The following is a 17,325-nucleotide window of genomic DNA, read 5'->3' on the forward strand; positions in this document are numbered from 1 at the left end:
TCGATGACATTCGCGATCCGGGCCGCCCTGGCCGCCTTCTGCGTGACGACCGCCGCCTGCGCGGCTCCGCCCGCATCGGCGCCCGCCGTGCCGGCCGAGTCGATCAAGATGTTTCCGCAGCCGGCGGCCGGCCAGCAGCGCGCGGTGATCGCGCTGCCGGCGCTCGAGAACGAAGGCGACGCGCGCGTCGAGCTGATGATCGGCAAGACGCTGCAGACCGACTGCAACCAGCAGTGGTTCGGCGGCGAACTGACCGCCGAGGACGTGAAGGGCTGGGGCTATACGTACTACCGGCTGACCGACGTGAAGGGTCCGGCGTCGACGCTGATGGCGTGCCCGGGCCAGGCGCCGCAGCAGCGGTTCGTGCAGGTGCGCGGCGACGGTCAGCTGCTGCGCTACAACAGCCGCCTGCCGCTCGTCGTGTACGTGCCGGACGGCTTCGACGTGCGCTACCGCGTGTGGCATGCGTCGAAGGACGTGCAGCACGCCGTCACGCAGTAACGCGCCGGCGCGGTCATGCGCGGCACCCGGCGCTGCATGGCCGCGCGCGGGCTTCGTTCCGTCCGGAGCGCGCCGTTATCCGCCGCGCGTGCCCGTGAGCGCCGGCCATGCAGCCAGCGCGGCTTGCGCGACCGCTTCCAGATCTCGACGGCTCGCGCCGTCGCGCGCCTGAATCGACATTCCCTGTTGCACCGTCACGTAGTAGCGCGCGATCGCGTCGAGATCCGCGTGCGCGGCAATCTCGCCGGTCGCGGCGGCCGCGCCGAGCCGCGCGCGTAACGCGGCGACCGTCTGCTCGCGCATCGCGATCAGCGTTTGCCGGACCGTGTCCGATCGCTCGGCCGGGTGCAGCGCCGACAGCACGATCAGGCAGCCGGCCGGCTTCGACCGGCGCGTGAACACGCGCGCCGTCTGCATCAGGTAGTTCTCGATCGCATCGCGCGCGGTGCCGGCCTGTTCGACGCCGTCCCAGATCTCGCGGCCCTCCGTCTCCCGGTAGTGCTCGACCGCCTGCCGGAACAACGCTTCCTTACTGCCGAACGCCGCGTACAGGCTCGGCGCTGCAATGCCCATCGCGGCCGTCAGGTCCGTCATCGACGCACCCTCGTAGCCGAGGCGCCAGAACACCTCCATCGCGCGATCCAGCACCGCTTCCTTGTCGAAGCTTCTCGGTCGGCCGCGTTCAGCCATGAGATCCGTTCCTTCGTCGATATCTGTATCGATCGATAAAATAATTCAATTGACAGTGCCGTGCAACCTGCCGCATTCTGTATCGGTCGCTACACAAATGACCACAGGAGCTTTCATGACTCGACTTCAGGGCAAGCGTGCACTCGTCACGGGCGGCAGCCGCGGGATCGGCGCGGCCATTGCGAAACGGCTGGCGGCCGACGGTGCGGACGTCGCGATCACTTACGAGAAATCGGCGCAGCGTGCGCAGGCCGTCGTCGCCGACATCGAGGCGCTCGGCCGGCGGGCCGTCGCGATCCAGGCCGACAGCGCCGATCCGGCCGCGGTGCGCGGTGCGGTGGATCGTGCGGCCGAGACGCTCGGCGGCCTCGACATCCTCGTCAACAACGCAGGCATCTTCCGCGCGGGCGCGCTCGACGACCTGACGCTCGACGACATCGATGCGACGCTGAACGTCAACGTGCGCGCGGTCATCGTCGCGTCGCAGGCGGCCGCGCGGCATCTCGGCGAAGGCGGCCGCATCGTGTCGACCGGCAGCTGCCTCGCGACGCGCGTGCCCGATGCGGGGATGAGCCTTTATGCGGCGAGCAAGGCCGCGTTGATCGGCTGGACGCAGGGGCTCGCGCGCGACCTCGGCGCGCGCGGCATCACGGTCAATCTCGTGCATCCGGGCTCGACCGACACCGACATGAATCCGGCCGACGGCGAGCACGCCGGTGCGCAGCGTTCGCGGATGGCGATCCCGCAGTACGGCAAGGCAGAGGACGTCGCGGCGCTCGTCGCATTCGTCGTCGGGCCGGAAGGGCGGTCGATCAACGGGACCGGGTTGACCATCGATGGCGGGGCGAACGCTTAAGCGTAGACGTGCGATGTCAATCGCATGGTGTCATGCCGGTAGTCGGGGCACCGCGCGCGCGCGCGATCTTGGGGTCGCGCGTGTTCGAAGCAGAGTCCAGGCTCATGGGATGAACAAGGCTCGCGCTTTCGACGCGATGCCGGCACGAATGCATCGTCCGATGCGGCAGATCACGGCGAGGTCGATGTAGCCGCGGAGCGCCGGAGCGCCGGACGCGACACGGCCTCGGCCCGCAGCCGCACCCGCAGCGATGCCTTTCTACAATGCCGTTTTCCAATCTGCCGTCACAAGCCGAACGGATACAGTTCCACCTGTCGCTCGGTCGCGACGGTCGACAGCGGAGTGATCGCGTGCGTTTCGTCGAACCACACATAGCCGTCGAACTGTTCGGGCAGCGTTGCTTCCGCATAGTGGCTGTGACGTTCCGTGTCGGGGCGGTAGATCACGCCGATGAAGCGTTCCAGTTGCGGCTCGCGCAGCCGCTCGGCGAGGGCACGGTTGCGGTCGGCCGCCAGGTCCGCGAAGCAGCGGCGCTGGCCGGCGCGGTGAAACGCGCGTTCGTAGCTGTCGTCGCGCGACGGCCGCACGCGCATGATTTCGAGCGGACCGCCCCAGTCCGTCGCCGCCGCGACTGTCCCTTCGTGCGTGCCGAAACCGATCAGCGCGGCGTCGTGGCCGAAGCGTTCGCGGCAAAGCTGACCGACGTTCAGTTCGCCGCCGACGCTGCCCATCTCCGTCGCAGCCGCATTGCCGATATGCGAGTTGTGCGCCCATACCACCGCGCGGCTGTTGCCGCCCTTTGCCGCGAGCAGGTTTTCCAGCGTCTCGAACATATGCGTATCGCGCAGGTTCCAGCTGTGCGCCGCGCTTCGGTACATCGTCCGGTAATAGCGCTCGGCCGACGCGACGAGGCGCGCATTCTGCGTCGCGTCGAACAGCAGGTCGTCGCCGTCCGCGCGCGCGATTCGCTCGCGCAGCAGGTCCTGCAGCTGTGCGATGACGGCATCCTCGCAGTCCGCGAAGCCTGCCGACATCGCCGCGCGGCCGTAGACCAGCGGATCCTTCTGCCACGGCGTGAGGCAGCCGTAGCGCTCGCGCGCGACGCGCGCGGCGTCGGGATCCGTGCGGTCGAGATAGTCGAGCACCGCATCGACCGACGCGGACAGGCTATACATGTCGAGCCCGTGGAATCCGCAGCGCGCGGCTTCCGGCACGCTGCCGTTGTGCGCGCGCAGCCACTGCACGAACGTTGCGAACTCCTCGTTGCGCCACATCCACGTCGGGAAACGCTGGAACGGTCTCGCCGAATCGCGCCGGTCATCCGGCGCGATCGTTGCGTAGCGGTGCACGATCGCCGCATCGGGCCAGTCCGCCTCGACTGCGACGATGTTGAAGCCGTGCCGCTCGATCAGCCGTTTCGTGATCGCGGCGCGCGCCCGGTAGAACTCGGACGTGCCGTGGCTGCATTCGCCGAGCAGCACGATGCGTTTGGCGCCGAGGTGATCGAATGCGTTCGCGAAGTCCGGATCGTCGGGGTCGGGTAACGGTTGCACGCTGCGCGTGATCAGCGCTTCGAGCGGCGTCGCGGATGTCGCGGCGGACGCGGGAGCGGGTACCGGGATTGCGGTGTCGTCATCCGGCGCGGACCATCCCGCGTCGCCGATCAGCGGGACGAAGCGGACGCCGCCGAGATCTTCCTGTTCGAACTGCGCCGGCCCGGTGCGCGTGATCCGCACCAGGCGCTGCCGGTCGCGCTGCGCGCCGATCGGCATCACGATGCGCCCGCCGATCGCCAGCTGCTCGCGCCACGCGGGCGGAACAGCAGGGCCGCCCGCCGCCGCGATGATTGCGTCGAACGGCGCATGGGCCGGCCAGCCGAGCGTGCCGTCCGCGTGGTGCACGTCCACGTTGCGGTAGCCGTTTTCCGCGAGCGTGCGCCGCGCGGTGGTCGCGAGCGACGCGCGGCGCTCGATGCTGTCGACATGCGCGGCGAGGCGTGCCGCGACGGCCGCCGCGTAGCCGGAGCCGGTGCCGACGTCCAGCACGCGATCGTTCGGCGACAGCCGCGCCGCGTCCAGCATCTGCGCGACGATGATCGGCTGCGAGATCGACTGTCCGTCCGCGAGCGGCAGCGGCGTGTCGCTGTACGCGAATTCCGCGAGATCCGCCGGCACGAACAGGTGGCGCGGCACCGTGCGCATTGCATCGAGCACGCGCGCATCGCGCACGCCGCGCGATGCGATCTGCCGCTCCACCATCTGCTGCCGTGCGTCTTCGAATGGGTCCATGGTCGATTACCTGTGTGCGTGTTTTCGCCGACGCAGCATCGTGCGTGCCGCGGCAGGGAACGGGGAATGCGCCGCGTCGCTTCAAGACGTCGGCGCGCGGCCGCGCGCCGTCATGGTGAACGGCTCACGCGGAGGGACAGATCCATGAAACTGCAAGGCATTCGCGCGCTCGTGACGGGCGCGGACTCCGGAATCGGTCAGGCGATCGCGACGCTGTTCGCGCAGGAAGGCGCGGACGTCGCGATCGTCTATCACACGGACCACGACGGCGCGCAGGAAACCGTGCGGCGTATCGAGGCGCTCGGCCGGCGCGCATGCGCGATCCAGGGCGACGTATCCGATCCTCAATCGGTTGCCGCATTTTTCCGCGAGGCGACGAGCGCACTCGGCGGTCTTGAAGTGCTGGTGAACGATGCGGGTGTCGGTGCGCCCGGTGCGGCAGTCGCCGATCTCGAGGACGCGCAGATCGACACCGTGCTGCGGACCGACCTGCTCGGGCCGCTCTATTGTTGCCGCGCGTTCGTGCGGCAGCGTCGCGGAGCCGGCGGTGGCGGGCGCATCGTCAATATCTCGTCGGTCGCGCAACATCTGCCGACGCCGGAAAGCGCGCCGTACGGGATGGCGAAGGCCGGTCTTGGCTCGCTGACGCGCAGCCTGTCGCGCGAAGTCGCCGAAGACAAGATCAACGTCAACAACATCGCGCCGGGGCTCATCGATACGCCGATGACGCGCGACCGGCTCAACGATCCGCAGGCGCGGGACAAGTCGATGTCGGTGATTCCGTGGCATCGGCCCGGGCAGCCGGAGGAAATCGCGCGCGTCGCGTTGTTTCTGGCGTCGGACGACGGTGATTACGTGACTGGACAGACGTGGACGATTGACGGCGGGCTGACGATGCAGTGGGGCGGCGCGTGAGTGGGTGCTGACGCGGCGCGTGTGCGTTTGATCAGGCGGGGAGGTCGCCGCCGCTGCGCGGCTCGACGTCCTTCGGGTTGTCGAGATGGCCGGGCGGCGGTTCGTACGGGACTTTGTCGGGCTCGGGCTTCTGCGGGATCATCGTGTCGTCCATGCTGCCGTGTCCTTTCTGCCGGACGTTGCCCTTGCGGTCGATGCTCACTTCGTCGCTGGGTTCTTGCGGCTTTTTGTTGGCCGGGTCGGCTTGGTCGGCCGGGGTGGGGCGTGTCATGGGTTTCCTCCGTCGGGATGTTGAGGCGGGGACGGCGGTGGTGGCCGCTGGCCGGATGGGACGATCGCGGCACGGGCGGGGTGCTTGTGATCGGCCTCGAGATGGTGGGAGCATCGGGCGTGCCCTGACGGATTGGGTGGGGGTGTCATCGCGCCAGTGCTCGTTCTTTGCCGCTATGTGGTGCGATGCGCGGAGCGTTCGATCAAAACGCGGGGCGGCCTGGGCGGCACCCTAGCGGTGTCGCGGCGGATGAAATTCTCGGGACGGGTGAAGCGGAAGAGGGGTGTTGAGACGCTCGGCTGGTCCCCCCGACAGGAATCGAACCTGTATCTAGCGCTTAGGAGGCGCTTGTTCTATCCATTGAACTACGGGGAGAGCCATGTCCGCGATTCCGCGTGCAGAAAGAAGACGCGAACGGGACGGCGATGTGGACAGCGCGCAGAGTATAGCAAACGCGCGGCGCATCGGCGGACGGAATGCGCGCCGATGCCTGGCCGGCCCGGCGCGCAGCCGTCTTCAGAAACAAGAGATCAGCAATACAAAATCAGAAATCGACGACGACGAAATCTTCCTTGCCCACGTCGCACAGCGGGCAGCGCCAGTCGGCGGGGATGTCGGCGAAACGGGTGCCGGCAGGGATGCCTTCGTCGGGCAGGCCTTCCGCTTCGTTGTAGACCCACCCGCAAATCAGGCAGACCCAGCTCTGGTATTCGGTTACTTCGCTCATGTGACGCTCGGGATAATGAAAGTCGGCGATGCCGTCCGCGGCCTGGCCGGCGGACGAAAGGCGCAATGGTACCGGAATTTCGCCGAACGCCTCCGCAACGTCGTTTTAAACGTACGCATCGCGAACAACGGCCGTCATCGCGCGGGCCACGCATGCGGTGTATGCTTCGTGAGCCTTTCAATCTGAAGGAGAAAAACGATGCTCAACAAGAAGTGGATCGCGGGTGCGGTTTGTGTCGCGGCGCTGGCCGTGTCGACGCTCGCGCGCGCCGAGGCGCGCGTGTTCTTCGTCGAGCCGCAGGACGGCGCGACGGTCTCGAGCCCGGTGCACGTGAAGTTCGGCCTCGAAGGGATGGCGCTGAAGCCGGCCGGCGACATGACGCCGGACACCGGCCACCATCACCTGCTGATCGACGGCAAGCCGGTGCCGAAGGGCGACGTGATCCCCGCAACCGAACACTCGCTGCACTTCGGCAAGGGCCAGACCGAAACCGACGTGAAGCTGCCGCCCGGGCAGCACACGCTGACGCTGCAGCTCGGCGACGGCGCACACCGCTCGTACGGTCCCGAGCTGAGCTCGACGATCACGGTCAACGTGAAGTAAGCACCGTTCCCCGTTGCGGGCGCCCGACCGGAAGCAGCGGCCGGGCGCCCGCCGCCGGCGCTGCGCGACACAGGCGCGGATCGCGCCGGCGCCACCACCGCAGCATGCGTGCCGCCACATCGCCGGGCACGAAGCCCGCACAAAAGGCACAAAAAAGAACCGCGCACCGGCCTAGGCCATCCGGCCATCCCGGCGCAGGCGTCCGCCACCGGTACAATGGGCGCTTCCGATTTCTCTCTTCGCCGTCTCCCCATGTCGCTTTATTCCATTACCGGCGCGCAACTCGCGTTCGGTCACGTCGCGTTGCTCGATCACGCGGACTTCTCGCTGGAGGCCGGCGAGCGCGTCGGTCTGATCGGCCGCAACGGTGCGGGCAAGTCGTCGCTGCTGAAGATCGTCGCCGGGCTCGCGAAGCCGGATGACGGGCTGATCACGCGCCAGCAGGAGCTCGTGACCGTCTACGTGCCGCAGGAGCCCGAGTTCGAACCCGGCGCGACGGTGTTCGACGCGGTGGCATCGGGGCTCGCGCACACGCGCGACGTGCTCGAAGAATACGATTCGATCGCGCACCGCCTCGCGGAAACGCCGGAAGGCGCCGAGCACGACGCGCTGCTCGCGCGGATGAACGCGCTGCAGTCCACGCTCGACGCGCACGACGCGTGGAACTGGCGCACGCGCGTGTCGATGACGCTCGCGCAGATCGGCCTGACGGACGGCGACGCGCAGGTCGACGCGCTGTCGGGCGGGATGCAGAAGCGCGTCGCGCTGGCGCGCGCGCTGGTGCTGCAGCCCGACGTGCTGCTGCTCGACGAGCCGACCAACCACCTCGACTTCGACGGCATCCGCTGGCTGGAAGAACTGCTCGTCGCGCAGCGCGCGGGCCTGCTGTTCATCACCCACGATCGGGCGTTCCTCGACCGCGTCGCGACGCGCATCGTCGAGCTCGATCGCGGCCGGCTGCTGTCGTATCCGGGCAATTTCTCCGCGTACCAGACGCGCAAGGCGCAGCAGCTCGAAATCGAGCGCGTGGAAAACGAGAAGTTCGACAAGCTGCTCGCGCAGGAAGAAGTGTGGATCCGCAAGGGCGTCGAGGCGCGCCGCACGCGCAGCGTCGGCCGCATCGCGCGGCTCGTGCAGATGCGCAACGAGCGCGCGGAGCGCCGCAACTCGCAAGGCAACGTGAAGCTCGACGTCGCGCAGGGCGAGAAGTCGGGCAAGATCGTCGCGGAGCTGACGGACGTGACGAAGCGCTACGGCGATCGCACGGTCGTCGATACGTTCTCGACGACGGTCATGCGCGGCGACAAGATCGGTTTCGTCGGTCCGAATGGCGCCGGCAAGACCACGCTGCTCAAGCTGATCCTCGGCGAGCTGAAGCCCGACGCGGGCACGGTGCGCACGGGCACGAACCTGCAGGTCGCGTATTTCGACCAGATGCGCGCGCAGCTCGACCAGGAAAAGAGCCTGGCCGACACGATCAGCCCCGGCAGCGAATGGGTCGAAATCGGCGGCGTGCGCAAGCACGTGATGAGCTATCTCGGCGACTTCCTGTTCGCGCCGGAACGCGCGCGCTCGCCGGTGAAGTCGCTGTCGGGCGGCGAGCGCAACCGGCTGCTGCTCGCGCGCCTGTTCGCGCGTCCGGCCAACGTGCTGGTGCTCGACGAACCGACCAACGACCTTGACATCCCGACGCTCGAACTGCTGGAAGAGCTGCTGGCCGACTACGACGGCACGGTGCTGCTCGTCAGCCACGACCGCGCATTCCTCGACAACGTCGTCACGTCGGTGATCGCGGCCGAGGGCGACGGCAAGTGGCGCGAATACGTCGGCGGCTTCACCGACTGGCAGATCCAGAGCGAGCGTTCGCAGCAGCTCGCGCAGCAGGAAGCGGCGAAGCGCGCGGTGAAGGAAGCGGCGCCGGTGAAGGAAGACGCGGCGAAGAGCGCGGCCGGCCGCAATGCGCAGCGCACGGTGAAGCTGTCGTTCAACGAGCAGCGCGAACTCGATGCGCTGCCGGAGAAGATCGCCGCGCTCGAGGAAGAACAGAAGACGATCAACGCGCAACTCGAGGACGGCTCGATCTTCGCGAAGGATCCGCAGGAAGGCACGCGCCTGACCGAGCGGTTCGCGGCGATCGACGACGAACTGCTCGCCGCACTCGAGCGGTGGGAGACGCTCGAGGCGAAGCGCAAGCCGGTCTGACGCACGGCGCCGGGCGGGCACGCCGGCGCGCCGCGCGGCCGCCCGCCCGGCGCGTGGCACGGTTCGGCGATCTCGACAATCTCGACGATTGATCGATTCGGCGATCTTGCGATGGCGCGCCACGCGGAACCAGTAAAATACCGCGCGTCCCGGGCCGCGCTGCACACGCCGCGCGCCCGCTTTCGGAGCAGTCCAAGCACACCGTTGTTTCGATTCGCTTTTTTACGGAACTCAACGTTTTGTCCACGACGTTATCCACACGAGATGTGGAAAACGTCCCGATGAATGACGAACTTCAGCGCCTATGTCAACGAAGAAGCCCAGCGCGGCCTATAGCGAAGCATCGATCAAGGTGCTCAAGGGTCTCGAGCCGGTCAAGCAGCGGCCCGGCATGTACACCCGTACGGAAAACCCGCTGCACATCATTCAGGAAGTCATCGACAACGCGTCGGACGAGGCGCTCGGCGGCTACGGCAAGCAGATCACGGTCACGCTGCATGCCGACCAGTCGGTATCGGTCGAGGACGACGGCCGCGGCATTCCGTTCGGGATGCACCCGGAGGAAGGCGTGCCGGTCGTCGAGATCGTGTTCACGCGCCTGCACGCGGGCGGCAAGTTCGACAAGGCGGCCGGCGGCGCATACACGTTCTCGGGCGGCCTGCACGGCGTCGGCGTGTCGGTGACGAACGCACTGGCGACGCGTCTGGACGTGACGGTCTGGCGCGACGGCAAGATCGCCGAGCTGGGCTTCGCCGACGGCGACGTCGTGAAGCCGCTCGCCACGCAATCCGCGGCCCGCGGCGACAAGAAGTCCGGCACGCGCGTGCAGGTGTGGCCGAACCCGAAGTACTTCGATTCGCCGAACCTGCCGCTCGGCGAACTGCAGCGCCTGCTGCGCTCGAAGGCCGTGCTGCTGCCCGGCGTCGAGGTGGTGCTCGTCAACGAGAAGACGGGCGAGCGCCAGACGTGGAAATACGACGACGGCCTGCGCGGCTATCTGCTCGACGAGATGAACGGCAGCGAACTGCTGATCCCGCTGTTCGAAGGCGAGCGCTTCGCCGATGCGCGTTCGACCGACGAGACCTTCGCCGAAGGCGAGGGCGCGTCGTGGGTCGTCGCATGGAGCGAGGAAGGCTCGCTCGTGCGCGAGTCGTACGTGAACCTGATCCCGACGCCGGCCGGCGGCACGCACGAATCGGGCCTGCGCGACGGCCTCTACCAGGCGGTGAAGAGCTTCGTCGAACTGCACAACCTGCAGCCGAAGGGCGTGAAGCTGCTCGCGGAAGACGTGTTCGCGCGCGTGTCGTTCGTGCTGTCCGCGAAGGTGCTCGATCCGCAGTTCCAGGGGCAGATCAAGGAACGCCTGAACAGCCGCGACGCGGTGAAGCTGGTGTCGTCGTTCTCGCGTCCGGCGCTCGAACTGTGGCTGAACCAGCACGTCGAGCACGGCAAGAAGCTTGCCGAGCTGGTGATCAAGCAGGCGCAGGCGCGCACGCGCGCGGGCCAGAAGGTCGAGAAGCGCAAGAGCTCGGGCGTCGCGGTGCTGCCCGGCAAGCTGACCGACTGCGAGACCGAGGATATCGCGCGCAACGAACTGTTCCTGGTCGAGGGCGACTCGGCGGGCGGCTCCGCGAAGATGGGCCGCGACAAGGAATATCAGGCGATCCTGCCGCTGCGCGGCAAGGTGCTGAACACGTGGGAAACCGAGCGCGATCGTCTGTTCGCGAACAACGAGGTGCACGACATCTCGGTCGCGATCGGCGTCGATCCGCACAGCCCCGACGACACCGTCGACCTGTCGAACCTGCGCTACGGCAAGATCTGCATCCTGTCGGACGCGGACGTCGACGGCTCGCACATCCAGGTACTGCTGCTGACGCTGTTCTTCAAGCATTTCCCGCAGCTGATCGAGCGCGGCCACGTGTACGTCGCGCGCCCGCCGCTGTTCCGCGTCGACGCGCCGGCGCGCGGCAAGAAGCCCGCGCAGAAGCTCTATGCACTCGACGAAGGCGAACTCGAGGCGACGCTCGACAAGCTGCGCAAGGACGGCGTGCGCGAAACGCAGTGGAGCATCAGCCGCTTCAAGGGCCTCGGCGAAATGAGCGCGGAGCAGTTGTGGGACACGACGATGAACCCCGACACGCGCCGCCTGATGCCGGTCAAGCTCGGCGAGCTCGACTACGAGGCGACGGTCGCGCGGATGACGATGCTGATGGGCAAGGGCGAGGCAGCCGCGCGGCGCGGCTGGCTCGAAGAAAAGGGCAACGACGTCGAAGCGGATATCTAAGCGGGGAATCCGCGCGGCCGGGCATCGCGCCCGGCCCGGCCTCATGTCACCTACGAATACGGAATACAGATGGACGACAATACTTCCGATCTCTTCGCCGGGTCCGACGCACCGGACGCCGAAGCGCTGACGCTCGGCAACTACGCGGAACAGGCGTACCTCAGCTACGCGGTCAGCGTCGTGAAGAGCCGCGCGCTGCCCGACGTCTGCGACGGCCAGAAGCCGGTGCAGCGCCGGATCCTGTTCGCGATGAACGAAATGGGCCTCGGCCCCGACGCGAAGCCGGTGAAGTCGGCGCGCGTGGTCGGCGACGTGCTCGGTAAATACCACCCGCACGGCGACCAGTCGGCGTACGACGCGCTCGTGCGTCTCGCGCAGGACTTCTCGCTGCGCTACCCGCTGATCGACGGGCAGGGCAACTTCGGCTCGCGCGACGGCGACGGCGCGGCGGCGATGCGGTACACCGAAGCGCGGCTCACACCGATCTCGAAGCTGCTGCTCGACGAGATCGACCAGGGCACGGTCGACTTCATGCCGAACTACGACGGCTCGTTCGAAGAACCGAAGACGCTGCCGAGCCGCATGCCGTTCGTGCTGCTGAACGGCGCATCGGGCATTGCGGTCGGCCTCGCCACCGAAATCCCGTCGCACAACCTGCGCGAAGTCGCGGCGGCGGCGGTCGCGTTGATCCGCAATCCGAAGCTGTCGCACGCGGAGCTGATGAACCTGATCCCGGGCCCGGACTTCCCGGGCGGCGGCCAGATCATCTCGAGCGATACGGAAATCGCGGCGGCCTACGAAAGCGGCCGCGGCAGCCTGAAGGTGCGCGCGCGCTGGAAGATCGAGGATCTCGCGCGCGGCCAGTGGCAGCTCGTCGTCACCGAGCTGCCGCCGAACACGTCGGGCCAGAAGGTGCTCGAGGAAATCGAGGAGCTGACCAACCCGAAGCTCAAGCTCGGCAAGAAGACGCTGACGCCCGAACAGCTGAACACGAAGAAGGCGATGCTCGACCTGCTCGACGCGGTGCGCGACGAGTCGGGCAAGGAAGCGGCGGTGCGCCTCGTGTTCGAGCCGAAGTCGCGCACGATCGACCAGACGGAATTCGTGAACACGCTGCTCGCGTACACGAGCCTCGAATCGAACGCGACGCTGAACCTCGTGATGATCGGCGCCGACGGCCGGCCGGGCCAGAAGGGCCTGCTGACGATCCTCGACGAATGGGTGAAGTACCGCCAGCTGACGATGACGCGCCGCTGCCGCCATCGTCTCGCGAAGGTCGACGACCGCATCCACATCCTCGAAGGGCGGATGATCGTCTTCCTGAACATCGACGAGGTGATCCGCATCATCCGCGAGTCGGACGAGCCGAAGGCCGCGCTGATGAGCGCATTCGGCCTCACCGACCGCCAGGCCGAAGACATCCTCGAAATCCGCCTGCGCCAGCTCGCGCGGCTCGAGAAGATCAAGATCGAGAAGGAACTGGAGGCGCTGCGCGACGAGAAGGCGAAGCTCGAGGAACTGCTCGCGAACGAAAGCGCGATGAAGCGGCTGATGATCAAGGAGATCGAAGCCGACGCGAAGCAGTACGGCGACGATCGCCGCACGCTGATCCAGCAGGAAAAGCGCGCGACGTTCGAGGCGAAGGTCGTCGACGAGCCGGTCACGGTCGTCGTGTCGCAGAAGGGCTGGGTGCGTGCGCTGAAGGGCCACGGGCTCGACCCGGCCGGCTTCACGTTCAAGGCCGGCGACCATCTGTACGCGGCGTTCCAGTGCCGCACGCCCGATCGCCTGATCGCGTGGGGCAGCAGCGGGCGCGTGTATTCGGTCGACGTGTCGGTGCTGCCGGGCGGCCGCGGCGACGGCGTGCCGGTCACGTCGCTGATCGAGCTCGAATCGGGCTCGCACCTGATGCATTACTACGCGGCGCCGGCCGATCAGCAACTGCTGCTCGCGTCGAGCAACGGTTTCGGCTTCCTCGCGAAGGTCGGCGACATGGTGAGCCGCGTGAAGGCCGGCAAGTCGTTCATGACGATCGATGCGGGCGCGGTGCCGCTCGCACCGATGCCGGTGCTGCCGAACGCGACGCAGGTTGCGTGTCTGTCGAGCGGCGGCCGTCTGCTGGTGTTCGGGATGGACGAGATGAAGACGCTGTCCGGCGGCGGCCGCGGCGTGATCCTGATGGCGCTCGACGACAAGGAAACGCTCGTGCAGGCGCTCGCGATCGACCCGGCCGGCCTCGTGCTGATCGGCACGGGTCGCGGCGGCAAGGTGCAGGACGAAACGCTGTCGTACGCGGGGCTCGCGCCGCACATCGGCAAGCGTGCACGCAAGGGCCGCGCGCCGGACACGAAGCTGAAGGCCGTCAACGAGCTGCGTCCGCTGCTCGGCTGACGCCGCATCCGGCCGCCGCTTCGCCGCGTCGGCCGGCATCGAAGGCCGCACCTCCGCTTCGGCGGGCGTGCGGCCTTCGTCTTTTTGCGCGGCGTATTCGCGTAAGCGAGGGTGGTGCGGTCGTGCGGAACTTGCAAAATATTGTGAAATGCCGCCGGGCGCCTGAACCGAGCGGCGGCGGGCCGGTCGAACGTCGCTTGAGACCGCGCATGACGCGGCTGATCGTTGCATTCAACCCATAACAGGATTGCCGCCATGTCCCACGCTGTTGCCGTCGCGCTGTTTCTTCATCTGCTGGCCGTCGCCGTGTGGGTGGGCGGGATGGTCTTCGCGAACTTCTGTCTGCGTCCGGCGCTGTCGGACCTGACGCCGCAGCTTCGGCTGCCGCTGATCGAGGGCGTGTTCGGCCGCTTCTTCAACTGGGTGTCGGGGTCCGTGATCGTGATCCTGCTGTCCGGCGGGTTCCTGCTGACCGCATTCGGCGGCGCGCACGCAACGTGGTCGCTGCATGCGATGGCGGGGCTTGGCGTCGTGATGATGCTGATCTTCGGCCACATCCGCTTCGCGCTGTTCCCGCGCATTCGCCGCGCGGTGCAGGCGCAGAACTGGCCGGACGGCGCGCGCGCGGTGAACACGGTGCGGCTGCTGGTCGTCGTCAATCTCGTGCTAGGCGTCGTGACGATCGGTGCGGCCGTGCTGTCGCGCGGCTTCTGATCGCCGTTTCTCTTTGACGGCGCGGCGCCGTTCGGCGCCCGACGCCGATCCGGTGCCGCGCGCGCCGCTATGCGGCCAGCATCGCGTCGAGCAGCCACGCGCCGGCCGGACCGAGTGGCCGGTTGCGCGACCACACCGCATCGACGCGCACGCGCCGCGGCCAGCCGCGCGAGCGCAGCTCGCACAGGCGGTCGCGCGCGAAGTGCTCGACCATCCAGCGCGGCAGCTCGGCCCAGCCGAACCCCAGCACCGCCATTTCCAGCAGCATCAGATAGCTCGGCGCGAGCCAGCGCTGCGTACCGACGACGATCCTGCGGTCGTCGGCGCCGCGAGCTTCCGGTTTTACGTACGTGTTCAGCCGCAACTCGCGCGCGTCGCGCAGCGCCGCATGCGGAACTTCGGCGTCGCCGTATTCCGCCAGCGCGTGCGTGCGCCCGACGAACAGGCCGATCTCCGATTCCTCCGCGACCGTCGCCGCGCCGATATCGGGCGGGTAGGCCGCGCGCGCGGCCATCAGCCCGAGCTGCGCGCGACCCTGCTGGATCAGGTCGAGCACGTCCTCGTGCTCGGCGATCTGGCATTCGAGTTCGAGCGCCGGAAAGCGCTGCTCCAGCGCCATCAACGTTTCCTCGTAACGCTTCGACTGATACGTATCGGACACGACGAGCGTGAGGCGCGCTTCCTCGCCCCGTGCGAGCCGCGCGGCAATGCGATCGATCGCGGCGCCGGCCTCCAGCGCGCGCTGCACCTGCGGCAGCAGCGCGCGCCCGGCATCGGTGAGCGTCGGCGCGCGCGTCGAGCGGTCGAACAACTGCACGCCGAGATCGATCTCGAGATTCGCGATCGCCTCGGACACCGTCGACTGGCGCTTGCCGAGCTTGCGCGCGGCGGCCGTGAACGAGCCGAGCAGCGCGGCTTCGGCGAAGGCGAGCAGCGCTTCGGGGGCATGGCGCATGCAGCGGACCTCGTGGACGTTATATCGGTAAAACCGATGATATCAAACTGGATTCGTATGGTTTGGCCGATCAAAATGGTCGACATGAGTCATGGCAAACCGCAAACGAATCGGAGGGAACGATGAAACAGACGAACAAAACGGTGATGGAACGTCTCGTCCACGCGCTGACGTTCGAGCTGGTCGCGATCGCGCTGTGCGCGCCGATCGGCGCATGGCTGCTCGACATGCCGGTGTCGCACGTCGGCGTGCTGACGGTGATGGTGTCGCTGATCGCAATGGCCTGGAACATGACGTTCAACACGCTGTTCGACCGCTTCGAACGGCGCGCGGGCCGCGCGCGCACGCTCGGCATGCGGATCGTGCACGCAGTCATGTTCGAGCTCGGCCTCGTCGCGATGGTGGTGCCGCTCGCCGCGTGGTGGCTGAACGTGAGCCTCGTCGAGGCACTGCTGCTCGACCTCGGCATCGTGCTGTTCTTCCTGCCTTACACGTTCTGCTTCAACCTCGCGTACGACGCGCTGCGTGCGCGCTGGCTCGCGCGCCGCGTCGCGGTGCAGGCAGGTTGAGCGGCATGCGGCCGCCGCGGTGGCCGCGACGACAGTCGCAACGATGTTCCGCGCCTGCGGCCGGCCGTCAGCGCGCCACGGCCCACAGCCACGCGCCGCAAGCGATCGCGACCGCGCCGTACACCGCATACACGGGCAGCTTGAAGCGCGCGAAGCACAGCGTCGCGAACGCGCCCGTGAGCCAGTAGACCGGCTCGCCCGGTTCGCGATGCAGGATCTTCACGACGGCGACGACGAGAAAGCCGGTCGTCGCCGCGCGCAGCAGGCGCATCCCGTGCTCGAAGCGCGAATGGCGCTTGAGCCGGAACAGGTGGTTCTGCGCGAACACGACGAGGCAGCCCGACGGAATGAACAGCGCGGCGGTCGCGAGCAGCGCGCCGATCCAGCCGTCGGTCAGGTAGCCGAGAAACGGTACGACGTTCAGCAGCGGGCCGGGCGACACCGGCGACAGCGCGAACGCGAGCGTGAAGTCGTGATCGGAGATGCCGGTGGCCGGCGACACGAACAGCGCCTTGAGCACGGGCAGCGCGGAGAACCCGCCGCCGAACAGCGTCATGCCGGCGCCGGCAAGCCGCGGCCACAGCAGCGTCATCTGGTAGTCGCCGGGCAGCGGCAGCGCGAACAGCGCGACGAGGATCGCCAGCAGCACGAGCAGCCTGCGGTCGCGCTTCGCCAGCCTGAAGTCGACCGCGTCGTATTGCGGCGGCCCGGTGAGCCAGCCCGCTGCAAACGCGGCGAAGAGAATGCCCACGAAAGCGGCCGGACTATGTGCGAAAGCGAGCAGAATCGTCGACAGCGCGGCGATCGCCTGTTCGAGCCGCGTGCGTGCCAGCGTGCGCAGCTGCTTGATCCACGTGACGCCGATCAGCGCGGCGAGCACCATCCCGAAGTGATTGATCAGCATCGGCGCCGCGAGCGAGCGCACGATCGGCGTGCGATAGAAGATCGCGAACAGCGTCATCAGCACGAAGAACGGCAGCACGCTCGCGATGCCGGCGACCCACGCGCCGCTGCGGCCGTGCAGCGTCTGGCCGAGCTGCACCGCGACGTTGCAGCCGACGGGGCCGGGCACGAGCCACGCGAGCGCGACGAAATCGGCGAATACGGGCGGCTCGATGCGCTGCAACCGGTCGACGTAGTGGCGTTCGAGCTGCGCCATCATCGACAGCCCGCCCCACGACATCGCGGAAATGCCGGCGACGGCCTTGAATAACGCCCACAGGGAGGCCTGTGTCTGTTCGACACGTTCGGCCGCTTCGACTTCGACGGTTGTCATGATTGTGCTGTCGGCGCAAGGCCCGGTCGCGCGCAAAGGAACGTGACGGCGGCCCGCCGGCACGATGGTCCTCCCGATTG

General features: G+C 67.8%; 15 protein-coding genes and 1 tRNA gene. 9 read left to right on the forward strand and 7 right to left on the reverse strand.

The features are described from left to right. The first annotated feature begins 3 nt into the window (after positions 1-3). Positions 4-501, forward strand: coding sequence for a serine protease inhibitor ecotin (gene eco / locus Q3A80_RS12900; RefSeq protein WP_446329374.1), 498 nt, complete (start codon positions 4-6; stop codon positions 499-501). Between the two features lie 75 nt (positions 502-576). On the opposite strand, the gene Q3A80_RS12905 is transcribed toward eco, so the two are convergent. Beyond that, the gene (locus tag Q3A80_RS12905) at positions 577-1,191 is read right to left on the reverse strand and encodes a TetR/AcrR family transcriptional regulator (RefSeq protein ID WP_446329375.1); all 615 of its coding nucleotides are present in this window, start codon (positions 1,189-1,191) and stop codon (positions 577-579) included. 115 nt (positions 1,192-1,306) lie between these two features. On the opposite strand from Q3A80_RS12905, the gene Q3A80_RS12910 reads away from it, so the two are divergent. Then, on the forward strand, positions 1,307-2,047 hold the full coding sequence (locus tag Q3A80_RS12910; protein WP_446329376.1) for an SDR family NAD(P)-dependent oxidoreductase: 741 nt from the start codon (positions 1,307-1,309) through the stop codon (positions 2,045-2,047). A gap of 284 nt (positions 2,048-2,331) precedes the next feature. Here Q3A80_RS12910 and Q3A80_RS12915 read toward each other — a convergent pair whose 3' ends face one another. Next, positions 2,332-4,335 (reverse strand): protein-L-isoaspartate(D-aspartate) O-methyltransferase, encoded by a 2,004-nt coding sequence (locus Q3A80_RS12915; protein ID WP_446329377.1) that lies wholly within the window; start codon positions 4,333-4,335, stop codon positions 2,332-2,334. Between the two features lie 144 nt (positions 4,336-4,479). Between Q3A80_RS12915 and Q3A80_RS12920 the strand changes: the two genes are divergently transcribed. Beyond that, complete coding sequence (locus tag Q3A80_RS12920; RefSeq protein WP_446329378.1) at positions 4,480-5,250, forward strand: SDR family NAD(P)-dependent oxidoreductase; 771 nt, start codon at positions 4,480-4,482, stop codon at positions 5,248-5,250. Positions 5,251-5,281: 31 nt separating this feature from the next. On the opposite strand, the gene Q3A80_RS12925 is transcribed toward Q3A80_RS12920, so the two are convergent. The 3 genes from Q3A80_RS12925 to Q3A80_RS12935 form a co-directional block, all read right to left on the reverse strand. Beyond that, positions 5,282-5,521 (reverse strand): hypothetical protein, encoded by a 240-nt coding sequence (locus tag Q3A80_RS12925; protein WP_446329379.1) that lies wholly within the window; start codon positions 5,519-5,521, stop codon positions 5,282-5,284. Positions 5,522-5,821: 300 nt separating this feature from the next. Further along, a tRNA-Arg gene (locus Q3A80_RS12930) sits at positions 5,822-5,896 on the reverse strand. Between the two features lie 169 nt (positions 5,897-6,065). Further along, entirely contained in the window at positions 6,066-6,248 is a 183-nt protein-coding gene (locus tag Q3A80_RS12935) for a rubredoxin (RefSeq protein ID WP_006478164.1), read from the reverse strand. 198 nt (positions 6,249-6,446) lie between these two features. On the opposite strand from Q3A80_RS12935, the gene Q3A80_RS12940 reads away from it, so the two are divergent. From Q3A80_RS12940 to Q3A80_RS12960, 5 genes are all read left to right on the forward strand, one after another. Beyond that, positions 6,447-6,851, forward strand: a complete 405-nt coding sequence (locus tag Q3A80_RS12940) for a DUF4399 domain-containing protein (RefSeq protein WP_446329380.1) — start codon at positions 6,447-6,449, stop codon at positions 6,849-6,851. A 252-nt stretch (positions 6,852-7,103) separates the two neighbouring features. Next, positions 7,104-9,053, forward strand: coding sequence for an ATP-binding cassette domain-containing protein (locus tag Q3A80_RS12945; protein WP_446329381.1), 1,950 nt, complete (start codon positions 7,104-7,106; stop codon positions 9,051-9,053). A gap of 304 nt (positions 9,054-9,357) precedes the next feature. Beyond that, on the forward strand, positions 9,358-11,340 hold the full coding sequence (gene parE, locus Q3A80_RS12950) for a DNA topoisomerase IV subunit B (RefSeq protein WP_446329382.1): 1,983 nt from the start codon (positions 9,358-9,360) through the stop codon (positions 11,338-11,340). A gap of 69 nt (positions 11,341-11,409) precedes the next feature. Next, entirely contained in the window at positions 11,410-13,731 is a 2,322-nt protein-coding gene (parC, locus tag Q3A80_RS12955) for a DNA topoisomerase IV subunit A (protein WP_446329383.1), read from the forward strand. A 255-nt stretch (positions 13,732-13,986) separates the two neighbouring features. Continuing rightward, positions 13,987-14,445, forward strand: coding sequence for a CopD family protein (locus Q3A80_RS12960; protein ID WP_322024523.1), 459 nt, complete (start codon positions 13,987-13,989; stop codon positions 14,443-14,445). Positions 14,446-14,512: 67 nt separating this feature from the next. On the opposite strand, the gene Q3A80_RS12965 is transcribed toward Q3A80_RS12960, so the two are convergent. After that, on the reverse strand, positions 14,513-15,400 hold the full coding sequence (locus Q3A80_RS12965; RefSeq protein ID WP_446329384.1) for a LysR family transcriptional regulator: 888 nt from the start codon (positions 15,398-15,400) through the stop codon (positions 14,513-14,515). Positions 15,401-15,522: 122 nt separating this feature from the next. Between Q3A80_RS12965 and Q3A80_RS12970 the strand changes: the two genes are divergently transcribed. Beyond that, a complete protein-coding gene (locus tag Q3A80_RS12970; RefSeq protein WP_446329385.1) occupies positions 15,523-15,969 on the forward strand; it encodes a multidrug/biocide efflux PACE transporter in 447 nt (148 codons plus the stop codon). A 67-nt stretch (positions 15,970-16,036) separates the two neighbouring features. On the opposite strand, the gene Q3A80_RS12975 is transcribed toward Q3A80_RS12970, so the two are convergent. Beyond that, a complete protein-coding gene (locus tag Q3A80_RS12975) occupies positions 16,037-17,245 on the reverse strand; it encodes a chromate transporter (RefSeq protein ID WP_446329386.1) in 1,209 nt (402 codons plus the stop codon). Positions 17,246-17,325 lie beyond the last annotated feature (80 nt).

The organism is Burkholderia sp. SR8 (genome assembly GCF_052851275.1).

Excerpts from the sequence above, each read along its gene's own strand:
- eco (WP_446329374.1), top strand. The coding sequence starts at position 4 with ATGACATTCGCGATCCGGGCCGCCCTGGCCGCCTTCTGCGTGACGACC.
- Q3A80_RS12905 (WP_446329375.1), bottom strand. The coding sequence starts at position 1,191 with ATGGCTGAACGCGGCCGACCGAGAAGCTTCGACAAGGAAGCGGTGCTG.
- Q3A80_RS12910 (WP_446329376.1), top strand. The coding sequence starts at position 1,307 with ATGACTCGACTTCAGGGCAAGCGTGCACTCGTCACGGGCGGCAGCCGC.
- Q3A80_RS12915 (WP_446329377.1), bottom strand. The coding sequence starts at position 4,335 with ATGGACCCATTCGAAGACGCACGGCAGCAGATGGTGGAGCGGCAGATC.
- Q3A80_RS12920 (WP_446329378.1), top strand. The coding sequence starts at position 4,480 with ATGAAACTGCAAGGCATTCGCGCGCTCGTGACGGGCGCGGACTCCGGA.
- Q3A80_RS12925 (WP_446329379.1), bottom strand. The coding sequence starts at position 5,521 with ATGACACGCCCCACCCCGGCCGACCAAGCCGACCCGGCCAACAAAAAG.
- Q3A80_RS12935 (WP_006478164.1), bottom strand. The coding sequence starts at position 6,248 with ATGAGCGAAGTAACCGAATACCAGAGCTGGGTCTGCCTGATTTGCGGG.
- Q3A80_RS12940 (WP_446329380.1), top strand. The coding sequence starts at position 6,447 with ATGCTCAACAAGAAGTGGATCGCGGGTGCGGTTTGTGTCGCGGCGCTG.
- Q3A80_RS12945 (WP_446329381.1), top strand. The coding sequence starts at position 7,104 with ATGTCGCTTTATTCCATTACCGGCGCGCAACTCGCGTTCGGTCACGTC.
- parE (WP_446329382.1), top strand. The coding sequence starts at position 9,358 with ATGTCAACGAAGAAGCCCAGCGCGGCCTATAGCGAAGCATCGATCAAG.
- parC (WP_446329383.1), top strand. The coding sequence starts at position 11,410 with ATGGACGACAATACTTCCGATCTCTTCGCCGGGTCCGACGCACCGGAC.
- Q3A80_RS12960 (WP_322024523.1), top strand. The coding sequence starts at position 13,987 with ATGTCCCACGCTGTTGCCGTCGCGCTGTTTCTTCATCTGCTGGCCGTC.
- Q3A80_RS12965 (WP_446329384.1), bottom strand. The coding sequence starts at position 15,400 with ATGCGCCATGCCCCCGAAGCGCTGCTCGCCTTCGCCGAAGCCGCGCTG.
- Q3A80_RS12970 (WP_446329385.1), top strand. The coding sequence starts at position 15,523 with ATGAAACAGACGAACAAAACGGTGATGGAACGTCTCGTCCACGCGCTG.
- Q3A80_RS12975 (WP_446329386.1), bottom strand. The coding sequence starts at position 17,245 with ATGACAACCGTCGAAGTCGAAGCGGCCGAACGTGTCGAACAGACACAG.